The organism is Flavobacterium sp. 2, from assembly GCF_049949195.1.
GTDB lineage: Bacteria > Bacteroidota > Bacteroidia > Flavobacteriales > Flavobacteriaceae > Flavobacterium.
Window position 1 is genome coordinate 4,310,864 of sequence record NZ_CP188206.1, and the last position, 19,996, is coordinate 4,330,859.

At 33.8% G+C, this 19,996-nt stretch carries 12 protein-coding genes; 9 read left to right on the forward strand and 3 right to left on the reverse strand.

Translation table 11 applies throughout. The features are described from left to right. Positions 1-3: 3 nt before the first annotated feature. The 9 genes from ACNFIH_RS18900 (at position 4) to nagA (ending at position 13,976) form a co-directional block, all read left to right on the forward strand. Positions 4-1,452 (forward strand): RagB/SusD family nutrient uptake outer membrane protein, encoded by a 1,449-nt coding sequence (locus ACNFIH_RS18900; protein ID WP_426484315.1) that lies wholly within the window; start codon positions 4-6, stop codon positions 1,450-1,452. A gap of 12 nt (positions 1,453-1,464) precedes the next feature. Then, a complete protein-coding gene (locus ACNFIH_RS18905; RefSeq protein ID WP_426484316.1) occupies positions 1,465-2,241 on the forward strand; it encodes a DUF4843 domain-containing protein in 777 nt (258 codons plus the stop codon). Between the two features lie 34 nt (positions 2,242-2,275). Further along, positions 2,276-3,778, forward strand: a complete 1,503-nt coding sequence (locus ACNFIH_RS18910; protein WP_426484317.1) for a PKD-like family lipoprotein — start codon at positions 2,276-2,278, stop codon at positions 3,776-3,778. A gap of 85 nt (positions 3,779-3,863) precedes the next feature. Beyond that, complete coding sequence (locus ACNFIH_RS18915; protein WP_426484318.1) at positions 3,864-4,733, forward strand: thioredoxin family protein; 870 nt, start codon at positions 3,864-3,866, stop codon at positions 4,731-4,733. A gap of 6 nt (positions 4,734-4,739) precedes the next feature. Then, the gene (locus ACNFIH_RS18920) at positions 4,740-6,212 is read left to right on the forward strand and encodes an aspartyl protease family protein (protein WP_426484319.1); all 1,473 of its coding nucleotides are present in this window, start codon (positions 4,740-4,742) and stop codon (positions 6,210-6,212) included. A gap of 28 nt (positions 6,213-6,240) precedes the next feature. Next, positions 6,241-7,623: a TlpA family protein disulfide reductase gene (locus ACNFIH_RS18925; RefSeq protein ID WP_426484320.1), complete on the forward strand. Its 1,383-nt coding sequence runs from the start codon at positions 6,241-6,243 to the stop codon at positions 7,621-7,623. Between the two features lie 11 nt (positions 7,624-7,634). Next, positions 7,635-10,451, forward strand: a complete 2,817-nt coding sequence (locus tag ACNFIH_RS18930; RefSeq protein WP_426484321.1) for a M16 family metallopeptidase — start codon at positions 7,635-7,637, stop codon at positions 10,449-10,451. Between the two features lie 142 nt (positions 10,452-10,593). Beyond that, positions 10,594-12,639 (forward strand): cytochrome c biogenesis protein CcdA, encoded by a 2,046-nt coding sequence (locus tag ACNFIH_RS18935; RefSeq protein WP_426484322.1) that lies wholly within the window; start codon positions 10,594-10,596, stop codon positions 12,637-12,639. Positions 12,640-12,854: 215 nt separating this feature from the next. Further along, entirely contained in the window at positions 12,855-13,976 is a 1,122-nt protein-coding gene (gene nagA / locus ACNFIH_RS18940; protein ID WP_426484323.1) for an N-acetylglucosamine-6-phosphate deacetylase, read from the forward strand. An 85-nt stretch (positions 13,977-14,061) separates the two neighbouring features. On the opposite strand, the gene ACNFIH_RS18945 is transcribed toward nagA, so the two are convergent. The 3 genes from ACNFIH_RS18945 to ACNFIH_RS18955 form a co-directional block, all read right to left on the reverse strand. Beyond that, a complete protein-coding gene (locus ACNFIH_RS18945; RefSeq protein ID WP_426484324.1) occupies positions 14,062-15,333 on the reverse strand; it encodes an acyltransferase family protein in 1,272 nt (423 codons plus the stop codon). A gap of 73 nt (positions 15,334-15,406) precedes the next feature. After that, positions 15,407-18,403 (reverse strand): glycoside hydrolase family 3 N-terminal domain-containing protein, encoded by a 2,997-nt coding sequence (locus ACNFIH_RS18950; RefSeq protein ID WP_426484325.1) that lies wholly within the window; start codon positions 18,401-18,403, stop codon positions 15,407-15,409. A 71-nt stretch (positions 18,404-18,474) separates the two neighbouring features. Further along, positions 18,475-19,983 carry a sodium:solute symporter gene (locus ACNFIH_RS18955; RefSeq protein ID WP_426484326.1) on the reverse strand — a complete coding sequence of 503 codons (1,509 nt, stop codon included), beginning with the start codon at positions 19,981-19,983 and terminating at the stop codon, positions 18,475-18,477. Positions 19,984-19,996 lie beyond the last annotated feature (13 nt).

The window sequence follows — 19,996 nt, forward strand, 5'->3', positions numbered from 1 at the left end:
ATTATGAATAAGTATTTATATAAAATTACATTCCTTTTGCTTGCATCGCTAACTCTAGCAAGTTGTAGTGATTTTTTGGATGTAGTACCACAAGACAAAATTTTAGAAGAGCAGACCTATAGCTCTGAAGCCGGAATTCAAAATGCACATAATGGAATCTATTTGCAGTTGACCGGAAGCAATTTGTATGGGAGACAGCTTACTATGGATGCTGTAGAGATTTTAGGACAGCAGTACAATATTTCAGGATCTCATATTAGAATTAGAACTGCGGCTTATGCTTATGCTGAAACGGCTCCAAAATCGATATTTAATGGTATTTGGAAAAGTGCTTTTACGACAATTTTAACCGCTAATAAATTTTTGGAAAGCATTAATGAGCATCCAGAAGTAATATCTGCTGAAAAAGCAGATATGTTAAAAGGAGAAGCTATTGCAATTCGCGCGATGATTCATTTTGATATGCTTCGCTTATACGGGCCAATTTATAAAGTTGCTCCAGCAGATCCATCTATTCCTTATTACGATGCATATACGCCAAGTACCAAACCAATTATGCCAGCTAAAGATGTTATTGCTAAAATTATTACAGATCTTGATGCCGCTTTGGTTTTATTGGCAAATGACCCAATACTCACTACTGGAAAATATAACGCTTCGACAGCATTTGATGCTAATCCGTATTATTCTCAAAATCGCGGACAACGAATGAATTATTTGGCTGTAAAATGTTTAAAAGCGCGTGTTCTGTTATATTCAGGAGATAAAGCCAATGCTTCTATTGTTGCAAATGAAGTAATCACATTTACTAAAAATACGACCTTTTTTCCATGGACTTCATTTTTAGATGCTACAAATGCATCTAATCCTGATCGTACTTTTTCTTCAGAAAATTTCTTTTCGTTAAGCGATTATACTTTATATAACAAACAGCGAGATTTATACGATTCGAATTTAGAAGACACTAAAATCTATGCGCCTTTGTTGAATAGAATAAATGCGGTTTTTGAATCTAATGATAATGATTATAGAAGTTTGCCAAGTTGGAAGGTTCCAATTATTGGAGGAAAAACCCAAAAAACATTTTTCAAATATGAAGATGTAACAGATAAAACAAAAATATTTCGTTTGCAAATTCCGATGCTTAAACTTTCAGAAATGTATTTGATTGCGGCAGAAACGGCTGCAGTTCCTGCTGATGGAATAGCTTATTTGAATACACTGCGATTTAATCGAGGCTTAACTAATCTGGCGGCAACGGCTGTATTAGCTACAGAAATTACAAAAGAATATCGAAAAGAATTTATTGGAGAAGGACAGCTTTTTTTCTATTACAAAAGAAATAATACAACAGCAATTCCTAATGGTGCAGCGACATCAGGAAATGTTTCAATGGGTGCTTTGCAATACGTTGTTCCATTGCCAGAGTCGGAAACTAATTTTCAAAACTAAAAAAGTTATAGCATGAAAAAAATATTGATTTTAAGTATTACGCTTCTTTTTATTGCAGGATTTTCATCTTGTACTAAAGAAGAAATCGAAACCTACAGTGGTAAAGATAATATCTATTTTTCGCCTGCAGTAGTTTCCTATATTTCTCTTAATGGTGCCAAAGTACTGACGGATAGTATTGGTCTAAGTTTTAGTTTAGATAATCCTACTATTACAGGACGTTTGTTTAAAATTCCTATTGCAGTACAAGGAAAAGCAAGTAATGTTGACAGAGAAGTAAAAGTTAGCATCGATCCTTCGACTACGGCAATAAAAGGGACCCATTTTACAATACCTGATAAAATAATTATCCCTGCCGGAAAAGTAGTTGATACTATTAGAGTACAAGTTATTAGAACTCCTGATATGAAAAAAAGTACATTTTCTCTAGTTTTTAATTTAGAAGAAAATGAATTTTTCAAAACCGAAATGAAAACCAGAGTGACCAATGCTTTGACAAAGAAAACAATGAGTTTTATAAGTTTTGAATTAACGATTGATGATTTATTATCGCAGCCAAAAGGATGGATAGTAGGTTTTTTTGGAACTTTTTCTGCCAAGAAATTCTTTATGATGTGCGATTTAATGCATTTGGATCCTGTGATTTTTAATTCGTCACCTGGAGCCGTTGGTTTATCAATTCCGGAGGTGCAGTATTACCAAAGTTTTATGAAACGTTATTTGGTTGAGCAAAAAGCGGCCGGAAATACGATTTATGAAGAAAATGGTACAGAAATGCTTTTTCCTTAATTAGTGACATTTATTTAATTTAAAATATACGACAATGTTTAAAAATATAAAGATACAATTGGTCTTGCTCGTGCTTGTGCTTTTGAACTGGAGCTGTGCAAACGACGAAGGAAATTACGATTATAATGCCATAAACGAATTAAATGTTACGGGAATACAAGAAGAATATACCGTTTATAATGGCGATCCGTTTGTGATTAAACCAAATTTAAATCCAACATTGGATGATGGTAGTGCTAAAGATCGCTATGAGTATGAATGGGTAGCTGTTAATCCTTCTAAATTAGCATCAGAATCCAGAACAACGATCGCTACTACAAAAGATTATAATGATGTTTTAAAATTGCCGCCTGCAAAATACACGGTTTATTATTTTATAAAAGATAAAATAACAGGCGTAAGATGGCAGCAAAAACCTTTTACATTAAATGTTGTTTCTTCTATTTACGAAGGCTGGCTAGTTGTAGGTAATGTCGATGGAAAAGCACGTCTGGATATGGTTTCTATAATTCCAGGAAGTACAAATATTCGTATTATCAATGATGTTTTAAATTACTCTGGATCAGCATTGAAATTAGAAGGAAAGGCAGTAGATGTAGATTGTTTTACATCGGCATTGCCAACAACTTCTCCTACTTATGGTGTTTATGTTACGGCTTCAGAATCTGGAACGGCAAGGCTTGATCCTGATTCCTTCGGCTGGGTTCCAACGCAAAATATCGCTTATGAAACAATTGGTGGCGCGCTTCCAAATAATTTTGGTGTCGATTTTATGAAAGCCGTTGGTTTAGGAGGTGAAAACTTTCTTTACAGCAATGGAAACATTTACTATTATAATAAAGCACAGCAAATTAGATATGGCTTGCCACAAAATAAAGTAGAAACAGAAGCCAAAAACTTTTACGCGGCGCCTTTTATTGCAGAAAGTGTCGTATCGTCACCGTATAATCCAGTATTTTTTGATAGGGATTTACGTCGTTTTCTACGTTTTAATACTTTAAAAGGTTCTTGTTCTGCAATGCCGCCGCTTGTAGGTTCTCCAACTGTTTTAGATTGGAATAATACTAATTCTGATTTGGTTTACATGACGAGTTCCGATTATAATCAAGGAGAAAGTTTTGCAGTGCTAAAAAATCTTACAACAGGAAAATATCAGTTGCTTCGTTTTTCGCCAGCATTATTACAAACCTATTTTAAAGAAATTTTAAATGCACCAGATTTTGATAAAGCAACAAAATTTGCCGTAAGTCCAGATACAGGCTATTTATTTTATACTGTTGGAAACAAAGTGTATGAATATGATAGCGGAACACAATCTGCAAAATTAATGTTAGACAAAGGAAATGAAGAAATTACCTATTTAGGTTTCAGCAAGAGAGGTAAAAAAGAGATTGTCAACAAATTACTTGTAGGTTCTTACGGTACAACTGGAAAATTAGAATTGTATACTGTGCCACCTGTAAATGGAAATTTAATTTTAGAAAACAGTTATTCGAACTTGTGTAAAATTGTCGATGTTACTTACCGTGTGCGATAATTACAGATAATTTAAAACTTAAAAACTAAAATACCGAATGAAGAATAAATCTCATTCTTCATTCGGTTTCTAAAAACCACATCTTATGAAACGTTTTTTTAAAATCGCAAGTGCAGTTTTGCTGCTTGCCAGCTCTTCTATTGCCTTAAATGCACAGACAAATCCAGCTGATGAAAGTTGGGAATTGGCTAAAAAACAAGCTCAAAAGGAGAAAAAATTAATTTTTGTCGATTTGTATTTCACAGGTTGCATGCCGTGCGCACAAATGGACAAAGAGGTATTTCCAGATCCAAAAGTAGCAGATGTTTTAAGCAAAGATTTTGTCACTTTCAAATCGGATATTTTGAAAGAAGAAATTGGTAAAAAGTTATGCATGAAATATGGCGTTACCGGTTTTCCAACATTTTTATTTATGAATGCTGATGGAAAAGTGATTGATATTGCGGGCGGTTTTCAAAACGTTGAGCAATTTACGGCCTTGCTTCAAAATGCAAAAGACGCAGCTAAAAAAGGAATCTTTAAAAAATACAGTCCGCAGATTAACGAAAAAGAGTATCCAGATTTTTATGTGCAGGCGTATATGGCAAACAAGAGAAATGTGCCTTTTGACGTTATCGACACTTATTTAAAATCTAAAGATGCCACTGATGAGGTTTCTTTTGTGATCGTGACGGGCTTAAGAGTAGGAAAGCAATATGATGATGCTTTTCTTTTTTCAAGTAAAAAGTTTGCTCAAGATTATGGAAGATGGAACGTTACAACTCACGTATTCGGCATTTTGCAACGCAAGAAAAAAGAATTCGAAAAAAAGAATGATTTGAAAGGTTTTCAGGAATTGGTAAATGACTCTAAAGAATTATATACACCAGAAGAATTCACTAAATATTCGGGCATTTTATTAAAAGATTTTGGAGTAGAAAAAGTGGTAACTAATCCGTACACTTTACAAAAGTAAACCGAAATGAAAAAGTTATTCTTGTTTTCAATATTGATTTTTGGATGCACCATTTATGCTCAAAACAGCATTCAAAAATCTATTGAATCTTTCGAAAAAGCATTTCAAAATAAAAGTTATAGTGAGATTAAAAGTCTTTTAGCTCCAGAGTTTACGGTTGGTGTTGGAGATGCTTCTTCAAATGAATTTTATTTAAACGGAATTTTCAATGCATTTCCAGTTCTGGATTCTATTCAGATTGGAAAATCGGTAGCAATGAAAAATGAAACTTTTGTTTTGGCCGATTTTTGTTTCAAAGGAAAAGAAAAAAAGCCATCTCAAATTGTTTTCAATTCAAATAATAAAATTTTGTATGTGACTTTTTTCGATGGTTTGTATAAAGTTGACCGACATGCCGCTGTCAAAGAAGTAGCGAGCATTCCGTTTCAAATTGTCGAAAACGGAATCGCCATTAAAATAAAACTAAACAAAGCCGATCGCGAGTTTTTAATGCTTTTTGATACCGGCGCGGACGGAATGGCTTTGAATCCTGATAGTGCTTACAAAGCCGGAGTTGTGGTAACCAAAAATAAATCAGCTTCTGTTGTTGGCGGAAGCCAGCAAGTGCAGTATTCGGCAGACAATACCATTTATATTGGCGATCAGGTTTTGAAGAATCAAGGTTTGGTTATTTTTCCAAAACACGGCGTTTACGACGGATTATTTGGTGCAAATCTGCTTCGCAATTTTATTACTTCTGTCAATTTTGATACGATGACGATTGATTTGTACAATTTCGGAAATTTCAATTATTGGGGAAAAGCAAAACCATTTGTTTTTGACTATAAATCGGGACTTCCGGTAGTAAAAATGAATCTGACTTTTGAAGATAAAAAAACAGTCGAAGGCAGTTTCACTTTTGATACCGGAGCAGGTTACGATTTAATTGCGTACGGACCTTTTAATCATAAAAATAATCTGGAAACAAGTCTAAAAACAGAATACACTTCGGTGAATTACAGTTTAGGAAAACAAACGAAAATTGTCGGCGGTACAATTCCAAATGTGGCAATCAACGGAAATAATTTTCCAAACGTAACCATCGCGTTGCAGGAATATGACGAAGCCAATAAAAGCTGGGCTTTCGCCGATGGATCACTCGGAATTGATTTAATAAAGCGTTTCAATTTCACAATCGATCTTTTGCATAAAACGGTTTATTTGGAGCCTAATAAAAATTTCAAAAAAGCGCCTTCTTTTTATTTGGGCGGAATGAATTTAGATTTTGATGAAAACCAAAACCTGATAGTAAAAAGAATCATAGATCAGCAAAATGAAGATTTGAAAAAAGTAAAAGAAGGAGCCAAAGTCACTCAAATAAATGATTTTGAAGCCAAAGATTTACTGAATCCGGAGAACCTTAAAAAGCTGAAAGAAACTAAAGAAAGCAAAGATTTCATCATAGAACAAGGCGATCAATCGATGCGAGTTTCAATTTAAAATTATCAACAAAAAACAATAGAATATCATGAAAAAACACATTTTAAATTTTATTTTGATCTGCTTTGCGGTTCAGGTGAGTTTTGCTGCAAATTTTTCGGAATATGCAGTTATTAAAGGAACAGTTTCAATTCCAGATTTTAAAGCAAAAGAAGTTACGCTTTATAATGTCGAAGAAGGAAAACCAGCGGTTGCTGCAACTGCAAAAGTCAACACACTTGGGGAATTTGGCTTTATGATACCGGTTTCAGCAGCTGGTTTTTATTACGTTGATTACGGTCAGATGAAAAGTAGAAATCAATTGATTCGCTTGTATTTGGAACCAAAATTAGACATTAGCCTTTTAATCAATAAAGAGAATTATGTCTTGAGCGGCAAAAATGTTGGACAGAATGTTTTGGTTCAAAAAGCAAATGAAATCTACAACGAATTTGCACCGTTTTCAAGACTCGGAACTAATATTACGTATGTAGATTTTTATCCGTGGATTGATAAAGGCATTGCAAAAGCAAATGAATTTTCAAAAAGTATTAAAACCAAAGATGCAGCTTTTGATAAATTATTAAAATTAGCCGTAGCGACTGATGTTGAAGAATTGACGTACACTTTTTTCAGAATGCCAAGAAGCGCTTTTCCTGATAAAGACGATCGCCCGGCGGTTATTAAAACCTGGCAGACAGATAAAAAATTTACAGATGCTGATTTGCTAAAATTGCAAAACGGTCTTTCATTGATGTCAAATTATTTCTTTTATGTAACAATGAATAGTGGTGATGCGCCAAAACGTTTGGATTTGGCTGAAGCAATTACACATATTACAGAACCAGCTCTAAAAGATGTTTATCTTCGTGATGCGGTAGCCACTTCAAGAATGAAAATTGAAGAATATGAAAAAATCGCTCCAAGCATCAAACCGTATATGATTTCTGATGCAAGTAAAACGTTTTTAATCGAATACGAAAAAGTGCTTCATAAAAATGTGGGGCAAAAAGGACTTGAATTTACGTATAACGACATTAACGATAAACCAGTTTCGTTTTCAGATTTTAAAGGTAAATTTGTTTACATTGATTTATGGGCAACGTGGTGCGGACCTTGTAAAGCGGAGATTCCACACATGAAAAAAATCGAAGAAGATTATCACGGAAAAAATATCGTTTTTGTAAGTCTTTCGTTAGACAAACCAAAAGACGCCCAAAAATGGAAAGATTTCGTTACAAAAGAACAATTGAAAGGAATTCAGTTGATGGCAGATAAAGATTTTGGTTCAGATGTGGCTAAAAATTATGACGTAAATGCAATTCCGAGATTCTTATTGTTTGATACAAAAGGAAATATCATCAATGCCGATGCACTTCGTCCGTCAAATCCGGAATTGAGAGTGCAGTTGGATAAATTATTGAAAGGTTAATTATTAGCTTTATGAAGTACAGCAAAAAAATATCAATTTTATTATTCATCGTTGGGTGTTTTTCATCCGCGAAAGCGCAGAATTTTAAAGCAACAGACCCAATTGCGGTCAATCACAAAATAAAAAAAGGTGTTCTTCCAAACGGAATGACGTATTACATTTATCCAACTGACGTAAATAAAAATACGGCGAGTTATTACATCATTCAAAATGTAGGTTCGATATTAGAAAACGACCAGCAGAAAGGTTTGGCGCATTTTCTGGAACATATGGCTTTTAACGGAACCAAACATTTTGAAGGAAAAGGAATTCTGAATACGCTTCAAAAACAAGGAGCCGTTTTCGGGAAAAATATCAATGCGTACACAAGTACAGACGAAACAGTTTACAATTTAGATAATATTCCGTCAAAAGATGGAAGCGTTGTCGATACATGTTTGCTGGTTTTGCACGATTGGTCAAATTTTTTGTCGCTGACAAATGAAGAAATCGATGCTGAACGTGGCGTAATTACCGAAGAATGGCGTACGAGACAAAATGCCCGCGCGCGAATTTACAATCAGTTGGCGCCTTATTATTACAACAATTCGCTTTATGCAGACCGCATGCCGATTGGCGATATGGAAATCATTAAAAACTTCAAATATCAGGTTTTAAAAGATTTTTATAAAGATTGGTATCGTCCGGATTTGCAGGCAATCGCTATTGTTGGAGATATTAATTCTGATGAAGTTGAAGCAAAAATCAAAAAACTTTTTGCCGATATTCCGACGCCTCAAAATCCTAAACAACGTTTTGAAATTGCAATTCCTGAGAAAGAAGAACCAACTTTTAAATTGGCTTTGGATAAAGAAATTTCGGCTTCCAATATCAGTTTTATGATTCGTCACACAGCTGAAAAACCAACGGGAACGTATGCCGATTTAGAAAAATCAACACAAAAAAGTATTGCTTTCTCGATTTTGAATAATCGTTTGGCTGAATTGGCTCAGAAACAAGAATGTCCGTTTAAAAGTGCACAAATTGGCTATCAAAATTATTCACGTTTGAACGATATATGGATTTTAAATGTTTCGCCAAAGCCTGAAAAACAGGCAGAAGCTTTCGCAGCTGTAATGAACGAATGGGTTCGAGCGTATAAATTTGGTTTTTCAAAAGGAGAAATTGAAAGAGCCGTTACGGAAACTATTTCGGGTTACGAAAATTATTTAGAAAAATTAAATGAGATTTCGCATAAACAAGTAATCGGAATGGTAAAAGACGATTATTTGGATCATGAAATAATTGCCGATCCGAAAGTAGAATTTGAAATGACGAAAAGCATTTTGAAAAGTCTGGACAGCAAAATTCTGCAAGAACAAATTGCCAAATTATACACAAAACAAAATCGTGTTATCACCGTAACTGGGGTAGAAGGCGAAGAAAACCTTAATCAGGAAAAAGCTTTTGATATTATTCAAAAAGCTGAAAATGATGCGTCATTGCAGCCATACGTTGATACTTTTGAAGGAAAAACACTTTTAGGAAATCTGAAAATCAATTCGGGAAAAATTGTTTCGGAGAAAAAAGAAACTGCAATTGATGCGACAACTTTTGTATTGAGCAATGGCGTAAAAGTGCATTATAAATTTGCCGATAAAAACAAAAAAGAGGTAGAACTTAAAGCAGAAAGCTTTGGTGGAACTTCATTATATGAACCACAAGATCTTCCATCAATTGGTCGTGCTACGGTATTGGCGATGATGTCTGGAGTTGGAGAACTTTCAAATGTTGATTTGGAAAAAGTTTTAAAAGGAAAAATTGCCAATTCTTCAGTAAGCATCAGTTCGCTTAAAGAAACAGTTTCGGGTTCTGCAAATGTAAAAGATATTGAAACGATGATGCAATTGGTTCATTTGCGTTTTGTTCAGCCAAGATTTGATAATCAGATGTATGCGCTTTTAAAACAACGATTAGAAAATTCGTTGAAAAACAGAGCAAACGACATCAATGCAAAAATGGAAGACAGTTTATCGGCTGTGGTTTATGGAAAAAATAATCCTAGAGTGCTGCCATTCAACCAAAAATATATTGATGATTTATCTTTTGATAAAATGAAATCGTTCTACCAAGATCGTTTTGCAGATGTTTCAAACTTTGAATTTTACATTGTTGGAGATATTTCGCCAGAAGTTCTGAAACCTTTATTAGAAAAATATATTGCGAGTATAAACGGAATTAAACGCAAGGAAAAGTTTAAAACAAACGTTCCAAAATGGGTTTCGAATAAAATTGATCGCGATATTTTCATTAAAATGGAAACGCCAAAAAGTTCCGTTCGTATTGCATTTTTAAAAGATTGTGCTTTTACTCAAAAAAACAGAATCTTAGCGTCATATTTAGGTGATATTCTTACGTTGCGTTATACGGAGAGTCTTCGTGAAAAAGAGGGCGGAACTTATGGTGCTGGCGTAAAAGCAGGCATTGATAAACTTCCGATTTCAAAAGTAAATCTTCAAATTAATTTTGATTGTGATGCTGATAAAGTAGAGCATTTATTGCCAATTGTTTATCAGGAAATTGATAAAATTAAAAAAGGAGAAATCGCTGCTGAAGATATCGAGAAAACGAGAACAAATTATTTGAAATCAAGAGAAGACAGCAAAAACTTCAATAGCTACAGCATGAACTTGATTTACAATTATTTTGAGAACGATTACAATATGAATAATCCTGCAACTTATGAGAATATTGTAAAAAGTGTTACTGCAAAAGATATTCAGGAATTTGCAGTTTCAGTTTTAGATAAAGCAGATGCTATGGAAGTTGTTTTCAAGCCATTAAAATAATCTGACACATTTTAGCCAGAATTTAATTTGTACTTCCGTAATCAATTGATATTTTGAATTAGTAAGCATTATTAGTTGTAATATCGGATTTTACAAGAGGGTTGTTTTTTGCTATTCAGCCCTCTTTTCTAAAATTTTACCCATGAACAAGAACATATTTTTAGTGAGTTTGCTGTCGTTGTTTACAATAATGGTAAAGGCTCAAATTTATACTCCCATTAAGTGGAAAACCAGTGTCGAAAAGATTTCAGATACTGAATATGAATTGCAGGCAAAAGCAACTTTAGATACAGGTTGGCATTTATACAGCCAGGAAGTTTCTGATGGAGGCCCAATTCCGACTCATTTTGTTTTTACTAAAAGCCCAGATTTTCAATTAATTGGAAATGTAAGAGAAGAGAAAGGAAAAACCATAAATGATCCTGTTTTTAAAATGTCAATTAAGTTTTTTGAAAAAGAAACTATATTTAGACAACGTATAAAAAACATTGGAAAAAAGTCTTTTAAAATCAAAACAGAGGTGGAATATATGGTTTGCAATGATGAAAATTGCCTTCCGCCGAGTTATGATGAACTTGAATTTGACGTAAACGCAACGATTAGTGCCAATGCCACAATTGCAAAAGAAATTGCTCCTGTTGAAGTTGTTGAAGAAATAAAAACAGACTCATCATCGACAGAAGTTAAAGCCGAAATTCCGGTTCAGAAAAAGACAGTTTTACCAACAAAATCAGTTGTTCACAAAAAGCTGAATAAAGCCGAATTAGATAGTTTATGGACGATTTTTATATTGTCATTTTTCTCTGGTTTTGCCGCTTTGCTCACGCCTTGCGTTTTCCCGATGATTCCTATGACGGTAAGTTTTTTTACCAAACAAAGTAAAAGTAAATCGCAGGGAATTAGAAAAGCTATTTTTTACGGTATTTTTATTATTACGATTTATATTTTTCTCGGAGCCGTTGTAACTTGGGCTTTTGGTGCCGATTCGCTGAATGCGCTTTCGACAAATGTTTGGTTTAACCTGATTTTCTTCGTGCTTTTGATTGTTTTTGCCATGTCATTTTTGGGCGCTTTTGAAATTATGCTGCCCAATTCATTAGCCAATAAAGTAGATAGTCAGGCAGACAGAGGCGGAATTATCGGAATATTGTTTATGGCTTTGGCTTTAGCAATTGTTTCGTTTTCATGCACCGGCCCAATTGTTGGAACATTATTGGTCGAAGCGGCTTCAAGAGGCGGAATTGCACCTTTCATGGGAATGTTTGGTTTTTCTCTGGCTTTGGCTTTGCCGTTTACCTTATTTGCGGCTTTTCCGGGTTGGTTGAATTCATTGCCAAAATCGGGTGGATGGCTAAATTCGGTAAAAGTATTTTTAGGGTTTTTAGAATTGGCTTTAGCCTTTAAATTTTTATCTAATGCCGATTTAGTGCTACAATTGCATTGGCTGGAAAGGGAAACTTTTTTAGCGATTTGGATCGCAATTTTTGCAGTGCTGAGTTTGTATTTATTAGGGAAAATACAATTGCCACATGACAGTCCGTTATCGCATATCAGCGTTGGGAGATTAAGTCTCGGAATTGTCGTTTTATCGTTTACAATTTATTTGATTCCAGGTATTTGGGGTGCGCCTTTGAAATTAATCAGCGGTTTTCCGCCGCCTTTGAATTACAGCGAAATTCCAAATGGCTTAGGAACTAATTCCGATGAATTGCCATCAAAATTGCCAGCCGGAGCTGAATTTGGTCCACACAATATTATTGCTTTTACCGATTATGATTTAGGAATGGCATACGCCAAAAAAATGCAAAAACCAGTTATGATTGATTTTACTGGACATGCCTGTGTAAATTGCCGAAAAATGGAAGACAATGTTTGGTCTGACAAAAAAGTCCTTAAGGTTTTGAAAGATGATCTTGTCTTAATTTCTTTATATGTTGATGATAAAAGAGAATTACCTCAAAACGAGCAAGTTGTTTCAAAATTGACAGGTAGAAAAATAAAATATATTGGACAAAAATGGAGTGAATTCCAAACCATTAAATACAAAACAAATGCTCAGCCTTTTTACGTATTGGTAAATAATGAAGGCGAAGCGCTAAATGAAACTTCGGCATATAATCCAGATATAGATGATTATCTGAATTGGCTCCAAAGTGGCATTTGTAATTTTAAAAATAGTTTTAATTAATTTTTATTTATTGTTACCCAAGGTTAAATTGTAAAAACGGAATAGCGAAACTGCTATTCCGTTTTTTTTGTGCAAATTCCAGATTTTATATTGTCTTTTTAGCGGGCAAAAAAATGCTTTATATTTCTAAAAAATCGACTAAAATATAGCGTGAATGTGGATAATTTATCCGATCTTACTCTTTAAATTTGAAAGAAAAAGAGCGAACAAAAATCATGAAACAAGCGATTGTAAATGCTGTAGTACATACAGGTGAAGAAATAATTGAAAATGGTGTTATTGTTATTGAAAATGGAAAAATCATTTCAGTACAAAAGGAAATTCCAAACGATATAAAACAAATTGATCTTAAAGGAAATCATATTGCAGCAGGTTTTATTGACATTCAGATTAACGGCGGAGAGCAATATTATTTTAGCCAAACGCCTAATGAAGAAACCATTCAGGATATTTATGATTCCAGTTTGAAATTTGGAACAACACATGTTTTGCCATGTTTAATTTCGTCTTCAAAAGAAACAATTCTAAAAGGAATTGATGCGGTACGTGATTATAAAGCAAAATACAATAACGGAGTTTTGGGAATGCATTTGGAAGGTCCGTTTTTAAATCCGTTAAAACGTGGTGCGCACAGTATTGATCAGGTTCGAAAACCAACAAACGAAGAACTTGAAGAAATTATCAAACATGGAAAAGATATTATAAAAGTAATTACAATTGCGCCCGAATGTTTTACAGAAGAACAACTGAAAATGTTGTTAGATAGCGGTATTATCATTTCGGTTGGTCATTCTACAATAACCCATAAAGAAGCGCAATTTTATTTTTCGAAAGGAATAAATCTGGTAACACATTTATTTAATGCAATGACACAATTCGGGCATCGTGAACCGGGTTTGGTTGGAGCAGTTTTTGAAAACGAAAAAGTGTATGCGCCTATTATTTTGGATGGAGCACATTGCGATTATGCAGCGGCAAAAGTGGCGTATAAATTAAAACAGGAAAAATTCTTTTTAATAAGTGACGCAACATTTTTAGGACGAAAAGTAGCCAATTTTAAATGGGATAATTTTGATGCGCATTTAGAAAATGGTTTTTACAGAAATGAAGATGGAAATTTAGCAGGCGCTACAATTTCTATGAAAGAAGCAGTGCAAAATGCGTATAATCATTTGAATGTTTCAGCAGATGAAGCAATAAAAATGGCAAATACGAGAGTGGCTTCAGCAATTGGAATGGAAGATAAAATCGGAAAAATAAAGGCTGGATTTCCTGCAAGCTTTGTGCAGTTTTCTGAAGATCTAAGCGAAATTGAAGTTCTTAATCTTGAAGCTTAGATTATTACTATAAAAAAAAATATTTGCATCATTGACTTAAAAATAGCAATGATGCGAATAAAATTTTATTCTAATTAAAATAGAATTACACTTTAAAAATCAATTTCTTTTTATAGAAAATCCATAAAATAAAACACCAGAAAGTCGCGTATAATAAAGCATATGCTAAAGAAGCGTTTAATGGGTTTTCAAACCAAGTAGCAATTCCGTGTTTGTATATTGAAGTTTGAAAGCTGATTTCTTCTCCAGCTATTTCTGGATCAGCAACTTTTATAGCGCTTAAAACCCTCGGAATTATTCCAGAAAAGAAAAATACAATCATTGGATTTACACCCCAAATTAAAAATAGTTTGGTCCATTTATTATAGCCTTTTACATCAATTATAAAATATAAAAGCGTCAACAAAATAATAGCTATTCCGGCAGTATATAAAACGTAAGAACATGTCCAAAGTGATTTGTTGATTGGGAAAATGATATTCCAAAGTAAACCTCCAATTAATAAAACAATTCCTGTGATGGCTGTTTTTTTGACAATTTCAATTTTTTCGATTGATAAGTTTAAAAGCTGACCAATATACATTCCTAAAATTCCAGTTCCAATTGCTGGTAATGTGCTTAAGATTCCTTCTGGATCCCAAGTTTTAGAAGAGGCCCATAAATGTCCGTTTAAAAGTGTATCGTCAATCCAAGCCGCTAGATTAGTCCCTTTTTCAAAATTGGCAGGGCCAAATCCTGGAACGGGTACAAAAGCCATCAATAGCCAATAGCCAATTAAAAGTGTGGCTAAAACTAAAAGCTGTGTTTTTAAATTGGTCTTTAAATATAAAATCGAAGTAAAGAAATACACAATTGCAATTCGCTGTAAAACGCCTGGAATTCTGGTATCTTCAAAATGTTCAAGACCGCTAAATGATAATGCAATCAAGATCAAAAAGATTCCAACTGCAAGATACGTTTTGACTTTCATTGAAAAATTTCCTAAAAGAGCATAAGCAACTGCAAAAGCGATTACCAATCGTACTCCTAATAACGGAATTCCTTCTAAACCAAATAAATGGATTCTGCTGAAGACGCTTAAAAATAATCCCAAACAAAAAATTCGAAGCGAACGGACTAAGATTTTATTAAAAACACTTCCGTCAAAATGTTTTACGGGCATTGCAAACGGAATTGCAGTTCCCATTATGAAAACAAAAAATGGAAAAACTAAATCGGTAGGAGTACAGCCATTCCATTCGGCGTGTTCTAAAGGCGGGTAAATTGAAGACCAGCTTCCGGGATTATTGACAATTGTCATTAAGAAGATGGTAAATCCTCTAAATACATCTAATGAGGTTAAACGTTTTTTGGTCATTGGTTTTTTGTTTTTTTGTGGTTAGTTTTTTTTATAGAAGAAAGATGCAATAAGCAAGATGCAAGATCTTTGGTTACTTTATTATTGCTTCTTGGATTATTTTTTGAATGTCTTCTCGGATATTTCCTTTGGCTAATTTATTTTCATCGTTTATTACTTCTGGGTATGTTCTGTTTGAAAGGAAAACATACACAATTTCGGTTTCAGGATCTGCCCAAGCCATATTTCCTGTAAAACCAGTATGTCCAAAACTTGATTCAGAAACGCAGTTGCAAGTTGGTCCGCCTTTGTGTACTCTTTTGTCAAATCCTAAACCTCTCAGAACGCCTTGATTTTTATAATAACAAGTATTGAAAGCATCAAAAGTTTGTGGAGAAAAATATTGAATACCTCCATAATTTCCTTTTTGTAGAAACAGCTGCATCATTTTGGCAACGTCCATACTGTTTGAAAAAATTCCGGCGTGACCTGCTATTCCGCCTTCCATCGCAGCCGCCATATCGTGCACATAACCTTGAATTGCCTGATGTCTGAAATAATTATCAATTTCGGTTGGAGCAATATTGCTTTTATCAAATTTATCTAAGGGATTGTAAAGCGTATTTGTCATTCCTAATGTGCTGTAGAAGTTTTCTTTGCTTAAATCTTCCAGTTTTTTATGCGTTTTTCTTTCTAAATATTCTTTCAAAATGATAAAAGTAAAGTCGCTGTATTTGTATTCTTTTTTTAACGATACCGGACTTTGAGCAATGATTTTCATAATCGTATCGTGATAATCATTTCGGATATAAAGATTGTCGGCAACTTTTGTTGTAAAACCAGTTTCGGCTATTTTTCGATAGTATTTATCAGAAGGTTGATTGTTATTGTCTAAAGTTGCTTTGTAAAACGGAATCCAAGCCTGAAGTCCTGCGTAATGATTTAGCAAATCTTTGAAAATGATATTTTCTTTGTTTGTTTTGGCAAACAATGGCAGCATATCTTTTAGTTTGGTGTCTAGCGTTACTTTGCTTTTATCATACAATTGCATCACATTTGGCAGTGTCGAAATCATTTTTGAAATCGAAGCGACATCATATAAATCAGAATTGGTTACTTTTTTTCCGTTATCATAAGTCTGCGCTCCGTATGATTTCTGAAAAATTACATTTCCTTTTCTTGCGACCAAAACCTGCATTCCTGGCGCCATTTTACCATCAATTGCTTTTTGTGCCACAGCATCTATTTTAGATAAAATCGCAGGATTCATATCTACATTTTCCGGAGCTGTAAAAGCAAGACGATTTAGTTTTTCGGTAGTTAAACCATCGTTGACATGGAAAGCATTATTAATCGAAACAGGAAGTTTTCCTTTGGCATCAATCGCTCCAAAAAGCAATTCTGCCGAAACTACCTGACTGATATCTGAGTTTTGGTACGAAACCACTAATCCTTCAATATCTTCAAAATTATCAATTGAAAGAAGCGAATATGGTTTTGCAAAAACATCCAGAATTACTTTATTGTGTTTTGCGACTTCTTTCAGCCAAAGCAATTCCGTTAAGGTAAATTCTTGTTTTTCCCAAGGTTTGTTTACTTTGTGAAAACTAATAATAACCTTGTCAAATTTTTTCAATTCCTTATTCAGACTGTCAAGATTGGTGTCTTTAACTTCTGTGATTTCCGTATATTTTTTTAATGTAGAAACAAAAGTGCTGTTCGTGTCTTCACCAAGTTTTATGTAAGCAATTTTTTCGCTTAAATCTTTAATCGGAAGGATTTCTTTATCATTCTTTAAAACTGTAATTGCATTTTCATACAATTTATAATGTAAAGCATCATTACCAGAAGGATTTAGATCTTTATAAATATTAGCCATATCGATTGGCTTGTATTTATTTAATCCTGCTTTGTATTTGTAATGCAAAATCTTTTTTACAGAATGCGCCAATCGCTCTTCTGTAATTACTTTTTCATTGTAAGCGGTTTCCAGTTTTTGAAAAGCAACTGGAACATTATCAGGACAAAGCAAAATATCATTTCCAGCTAAAATCACTGCTATTTCCAGATCTCCTGGACCTTTAAAATTGGCAGCACCTTTCATACCTAAACCATCTGTAAAAATTAATCCATCGAAACCTAATTCTTTTTGAAGCAGATTTGTAACGACGTTATAAGAAGCCGAAGAAGGACAATTTGGCTGTGATTCTAAACTCGGAATATTAAGATGTGCGACCATAACAGAAACCAAACCTTCGTTGAACATTTTTTTGTATGGATACAACTCCACTAAATCAAGACGTTCTTTAGAAAAATTAACGGTAGGCAAGGCATGATGCGAATCGGTAGAAGTGTCGCCGTGTCCTGGGAAATGTTTTCCGGTACAGAAAACGCCGTTGCCTTGAATTCCTTTCATTAAAGCAATTGCTTTTTCACTTACATTCACTTTATCTTCTCCAAAAGAACGATTTCCGATAATTGGATTTTTAGGATTTGTATTAATATCTAAAACTGGGGCAAAATTAAAATGAACGCCAATTCGTTTATTTTCGGCCGCCATATTTCTTCCCACTTTTTCAATTAAACTCAAATCCTGAATCGCGCCCAAAGTCATGTTCCAAGGATAACGATAGGTAGAGTCTAAACGCATTGCTAATCCCCATTCGGCATCGATTCCAACAAACAAAGGAACTTTTGCTTTTGACTGATATAAATTGGTCAATTTTGCCTGACGAACTGGTCCGCCCTGAAAAAAGATAACACCTCCAACTTTATAATCGGTAACTAATTTATTGATTTGATTAACGTGAACCGAATCTTTGTTAGAATAAGCCGAAACCATAAACAATTGCCCGATTTTTTCCTGAACCGACATTTTAGTATAAATGCTATCAACCCAAGCCGTTTCTTTGTCAGAATCTTTGAAAAAAGTCTTTTTCTCGCTTTCTTTTTTTTGATCATACACAACAGTATCTTTTAAAGAAATGTCTTTTTTTACATCAACTGTATTTGTGTTTTTTTTGGAAGCACAATTGGTAATTAAAAAAATAAAAGCGGCGTATAGACTTATTTTTAAGATTGAATTTTTCATGTAATTTTTTTTGAAACAATTGAATCTAAAATTTAGTTTTCAATTGATTATTCTGGTAATTCTTATGCTGTTTAGAAACTTATTCTGGTAGTACTTCGTGAACTTGTAAAGTATAATCCTAAATAGGTAATTAGTCCGTTTAGAACGATTAATTCATTGTCAAAAACATATCCTCCAAATAATGCTTTCGAATTTTCATTGATTAAATACGTGAAAAATGGAGAAAGCAAACAAATAATCGGAACCAGTTTGTCGTTGACATTTCTTGTTTTTTGGAACAAACCAAAAGCGTATAATCCTAATAATGGACCATAAGTATAAGACGCTACTTTAAAAATCATTCCAACAACAGAACTGTCATTTATCGAATTAAAAATCAAAATGATAAAAAAGATTAAAATCGAAAAACTAATATGAACCAAATGTCTCACTCGTACTGTGTTTTTCTTATGATTGTTTTCTGCTTTGTTCATTCCTAAAAAGTCCACACAGAAAGAAGTTGTTAAAGCTGTTAAAGCCGAATCTGTAGTAGCAAAAGTGGCAGCAATAATTCCCAATAAGAATACGATGGCAGGAATTAGCGCTAAATGATTTAAGGCAATTTCAGGAAATAATAAATCGGTTCTTGGTTTTCCTGTGACTAAATCAGTTGGAATTGCGATTCCGTTTTTATTCGCATAAATGTATAACAGTGCGCCAACGCTCAAAAAGAAAATATTGATTACAACAAATATTCCTGTAAAAGTGAACATGTTTTTTTGTGCTTCGCCGATGTTTTTACAACTCAGGTTTTTTTGCATTAAATCCTGATCCAGACCTGTCATCGCAATTGTAACAAACATTCCGCCTAAAATTTGTTTGATGAAATGGAATTTACTTCCCATAAAATCATCAAAGAAAAAGATCTTCGAATAATTACTGTTTTTTACTTCTTCAAAAGCGCTGATGGCACTCAAATCCATTCGGTCGCAGATAAAGTAAATAGTAAGGAAAACTGAAGTTACTAAAAAGAAAGTCTGTAAAGTATCTGTAATGATAATGGTTTTTAAACCGCCTCTGTAAGTATAAGAGAAAATAAGCAATAACGAAATTAAAACCGTGAATGCAAAGGGAATATGATAGAAATCAAAAACAAAACGCTGCAAAACAATCACCACCAAATAAAGTCGGAACGCCGAGCTAATGGTTCTACTGATTAAGAAAATAGAAGCTGCTGTTTTATAACTGAAAACGCCCATTCTGTGCTCAATATAGCCATAAATCGAGGTCAGATTCATTCTGTAATACAATGGCAATAATAATTTTGTAATAACAATAAAACCTAGTGCATTACCTAAAACAAACTGAAAATATTTGAATTGTTCACCACTTACAGCACCAACTTCGCCCGGAACCGATATAAAAGTAACTCCAGAAAGCGCAGTTCCAATCATTCCGAAGGCTACTAAATACCATTTCGAATTTTTATTGGCTGTAAAAAAAGCATCGTTTCCGCTGTCTTTTTTACTCACTCGGTGTGAGATATAAAATAATGTTCCGAAATAAACTATAATAAGGATAAGAATGGTACTTGGTGTCATTTTATTTTTGGTT

Bases quoted from the DNA above. Each gene is read 5' to 3' on its own strand.
- ACNFIH_RS18930 (WP_426484321.1), top strand. From the start codon at position 7,635: ATGAAGTACAGCAAAAAAATATCAATTTTATTATTCATCGTTGGGTGT.
- ACNFIH_RS18915 (WP_426484318.1), top strand. From the start codon at position 3,864: ATGAAACGTTTTTTTAAAATCGCAAGTGCAGTTTTGCTGCTTGCCAGC.
- ACNFIH_RS18955 (WP_426484326.1), bottom strand. From the start codon at position 19,983: ATGACACCAAGTACCATTCTTATCCTTATTATAGTTTATTTCGGAACA.
- ACNFIH_RS18945 (WP_426484324.1), bottom strand. From the start codon at position 15,333: ATGACCAAAAAACGTTTAACCTCATTAGATGTATTTAGAGGATTTACC.
- ACNFIH_RS18900 (WP_426484315.1), top strand. From the start codon at position 4: ATGAATAAGTATTTATATAAAATTACATTCCTTTTGCTTGCATCGCTA.
- ACNFIH_RS18910 (WP_426484317.1), top strand. From the start codon at position 2,276: ATGTTTAAAAATATAAAGATACAATTGGTCTTGCTCGTGCTTGTGCTT.
- ACNFIH_RS18905 (WP_426484316.1), top strand. From the start codon at position 1,465: ATGAAAAAAATATTGATTTTAAGTATTACGCTTCTTTTTATTGCAGGA.
- ACNFIH_RS18925 (WP_426484320.1), top strand. From the start codon at position 6,241: ATGAAAAAACACATTTTAAATTTTATTTTGATCTGCTTTGCGGTTCAG.
- ACNFIH_RS18935 (WP_426484322.1), top strand. From the start codon at position 10,594: ATGAACAAGAACATATTTTTAGTGAGTTTGCTGTCGTTGTTTACAATA.
- ACNFIH_RS18950 (WP_426484325.1), bottom strand. From the start codon at position 18,403: ATGAAAAATTCAATCTTAAAAATAAGTCTATACGCCGCTTTTATTTTT.
- nagA (WP_426484323.1), top strand. From the start codon at position 12,855: ATGAAACAAGCGATTGTAAATGCTGTAGTACATACAGGTGAAGAAATA.
- ACNFIH_RS18920 (WP_426484319.1), top strand. From the start codon at position 4,740: ATGAAAAAGTTATTCTTGTTTTCAATATTGATTTTTGGATGCACCATT.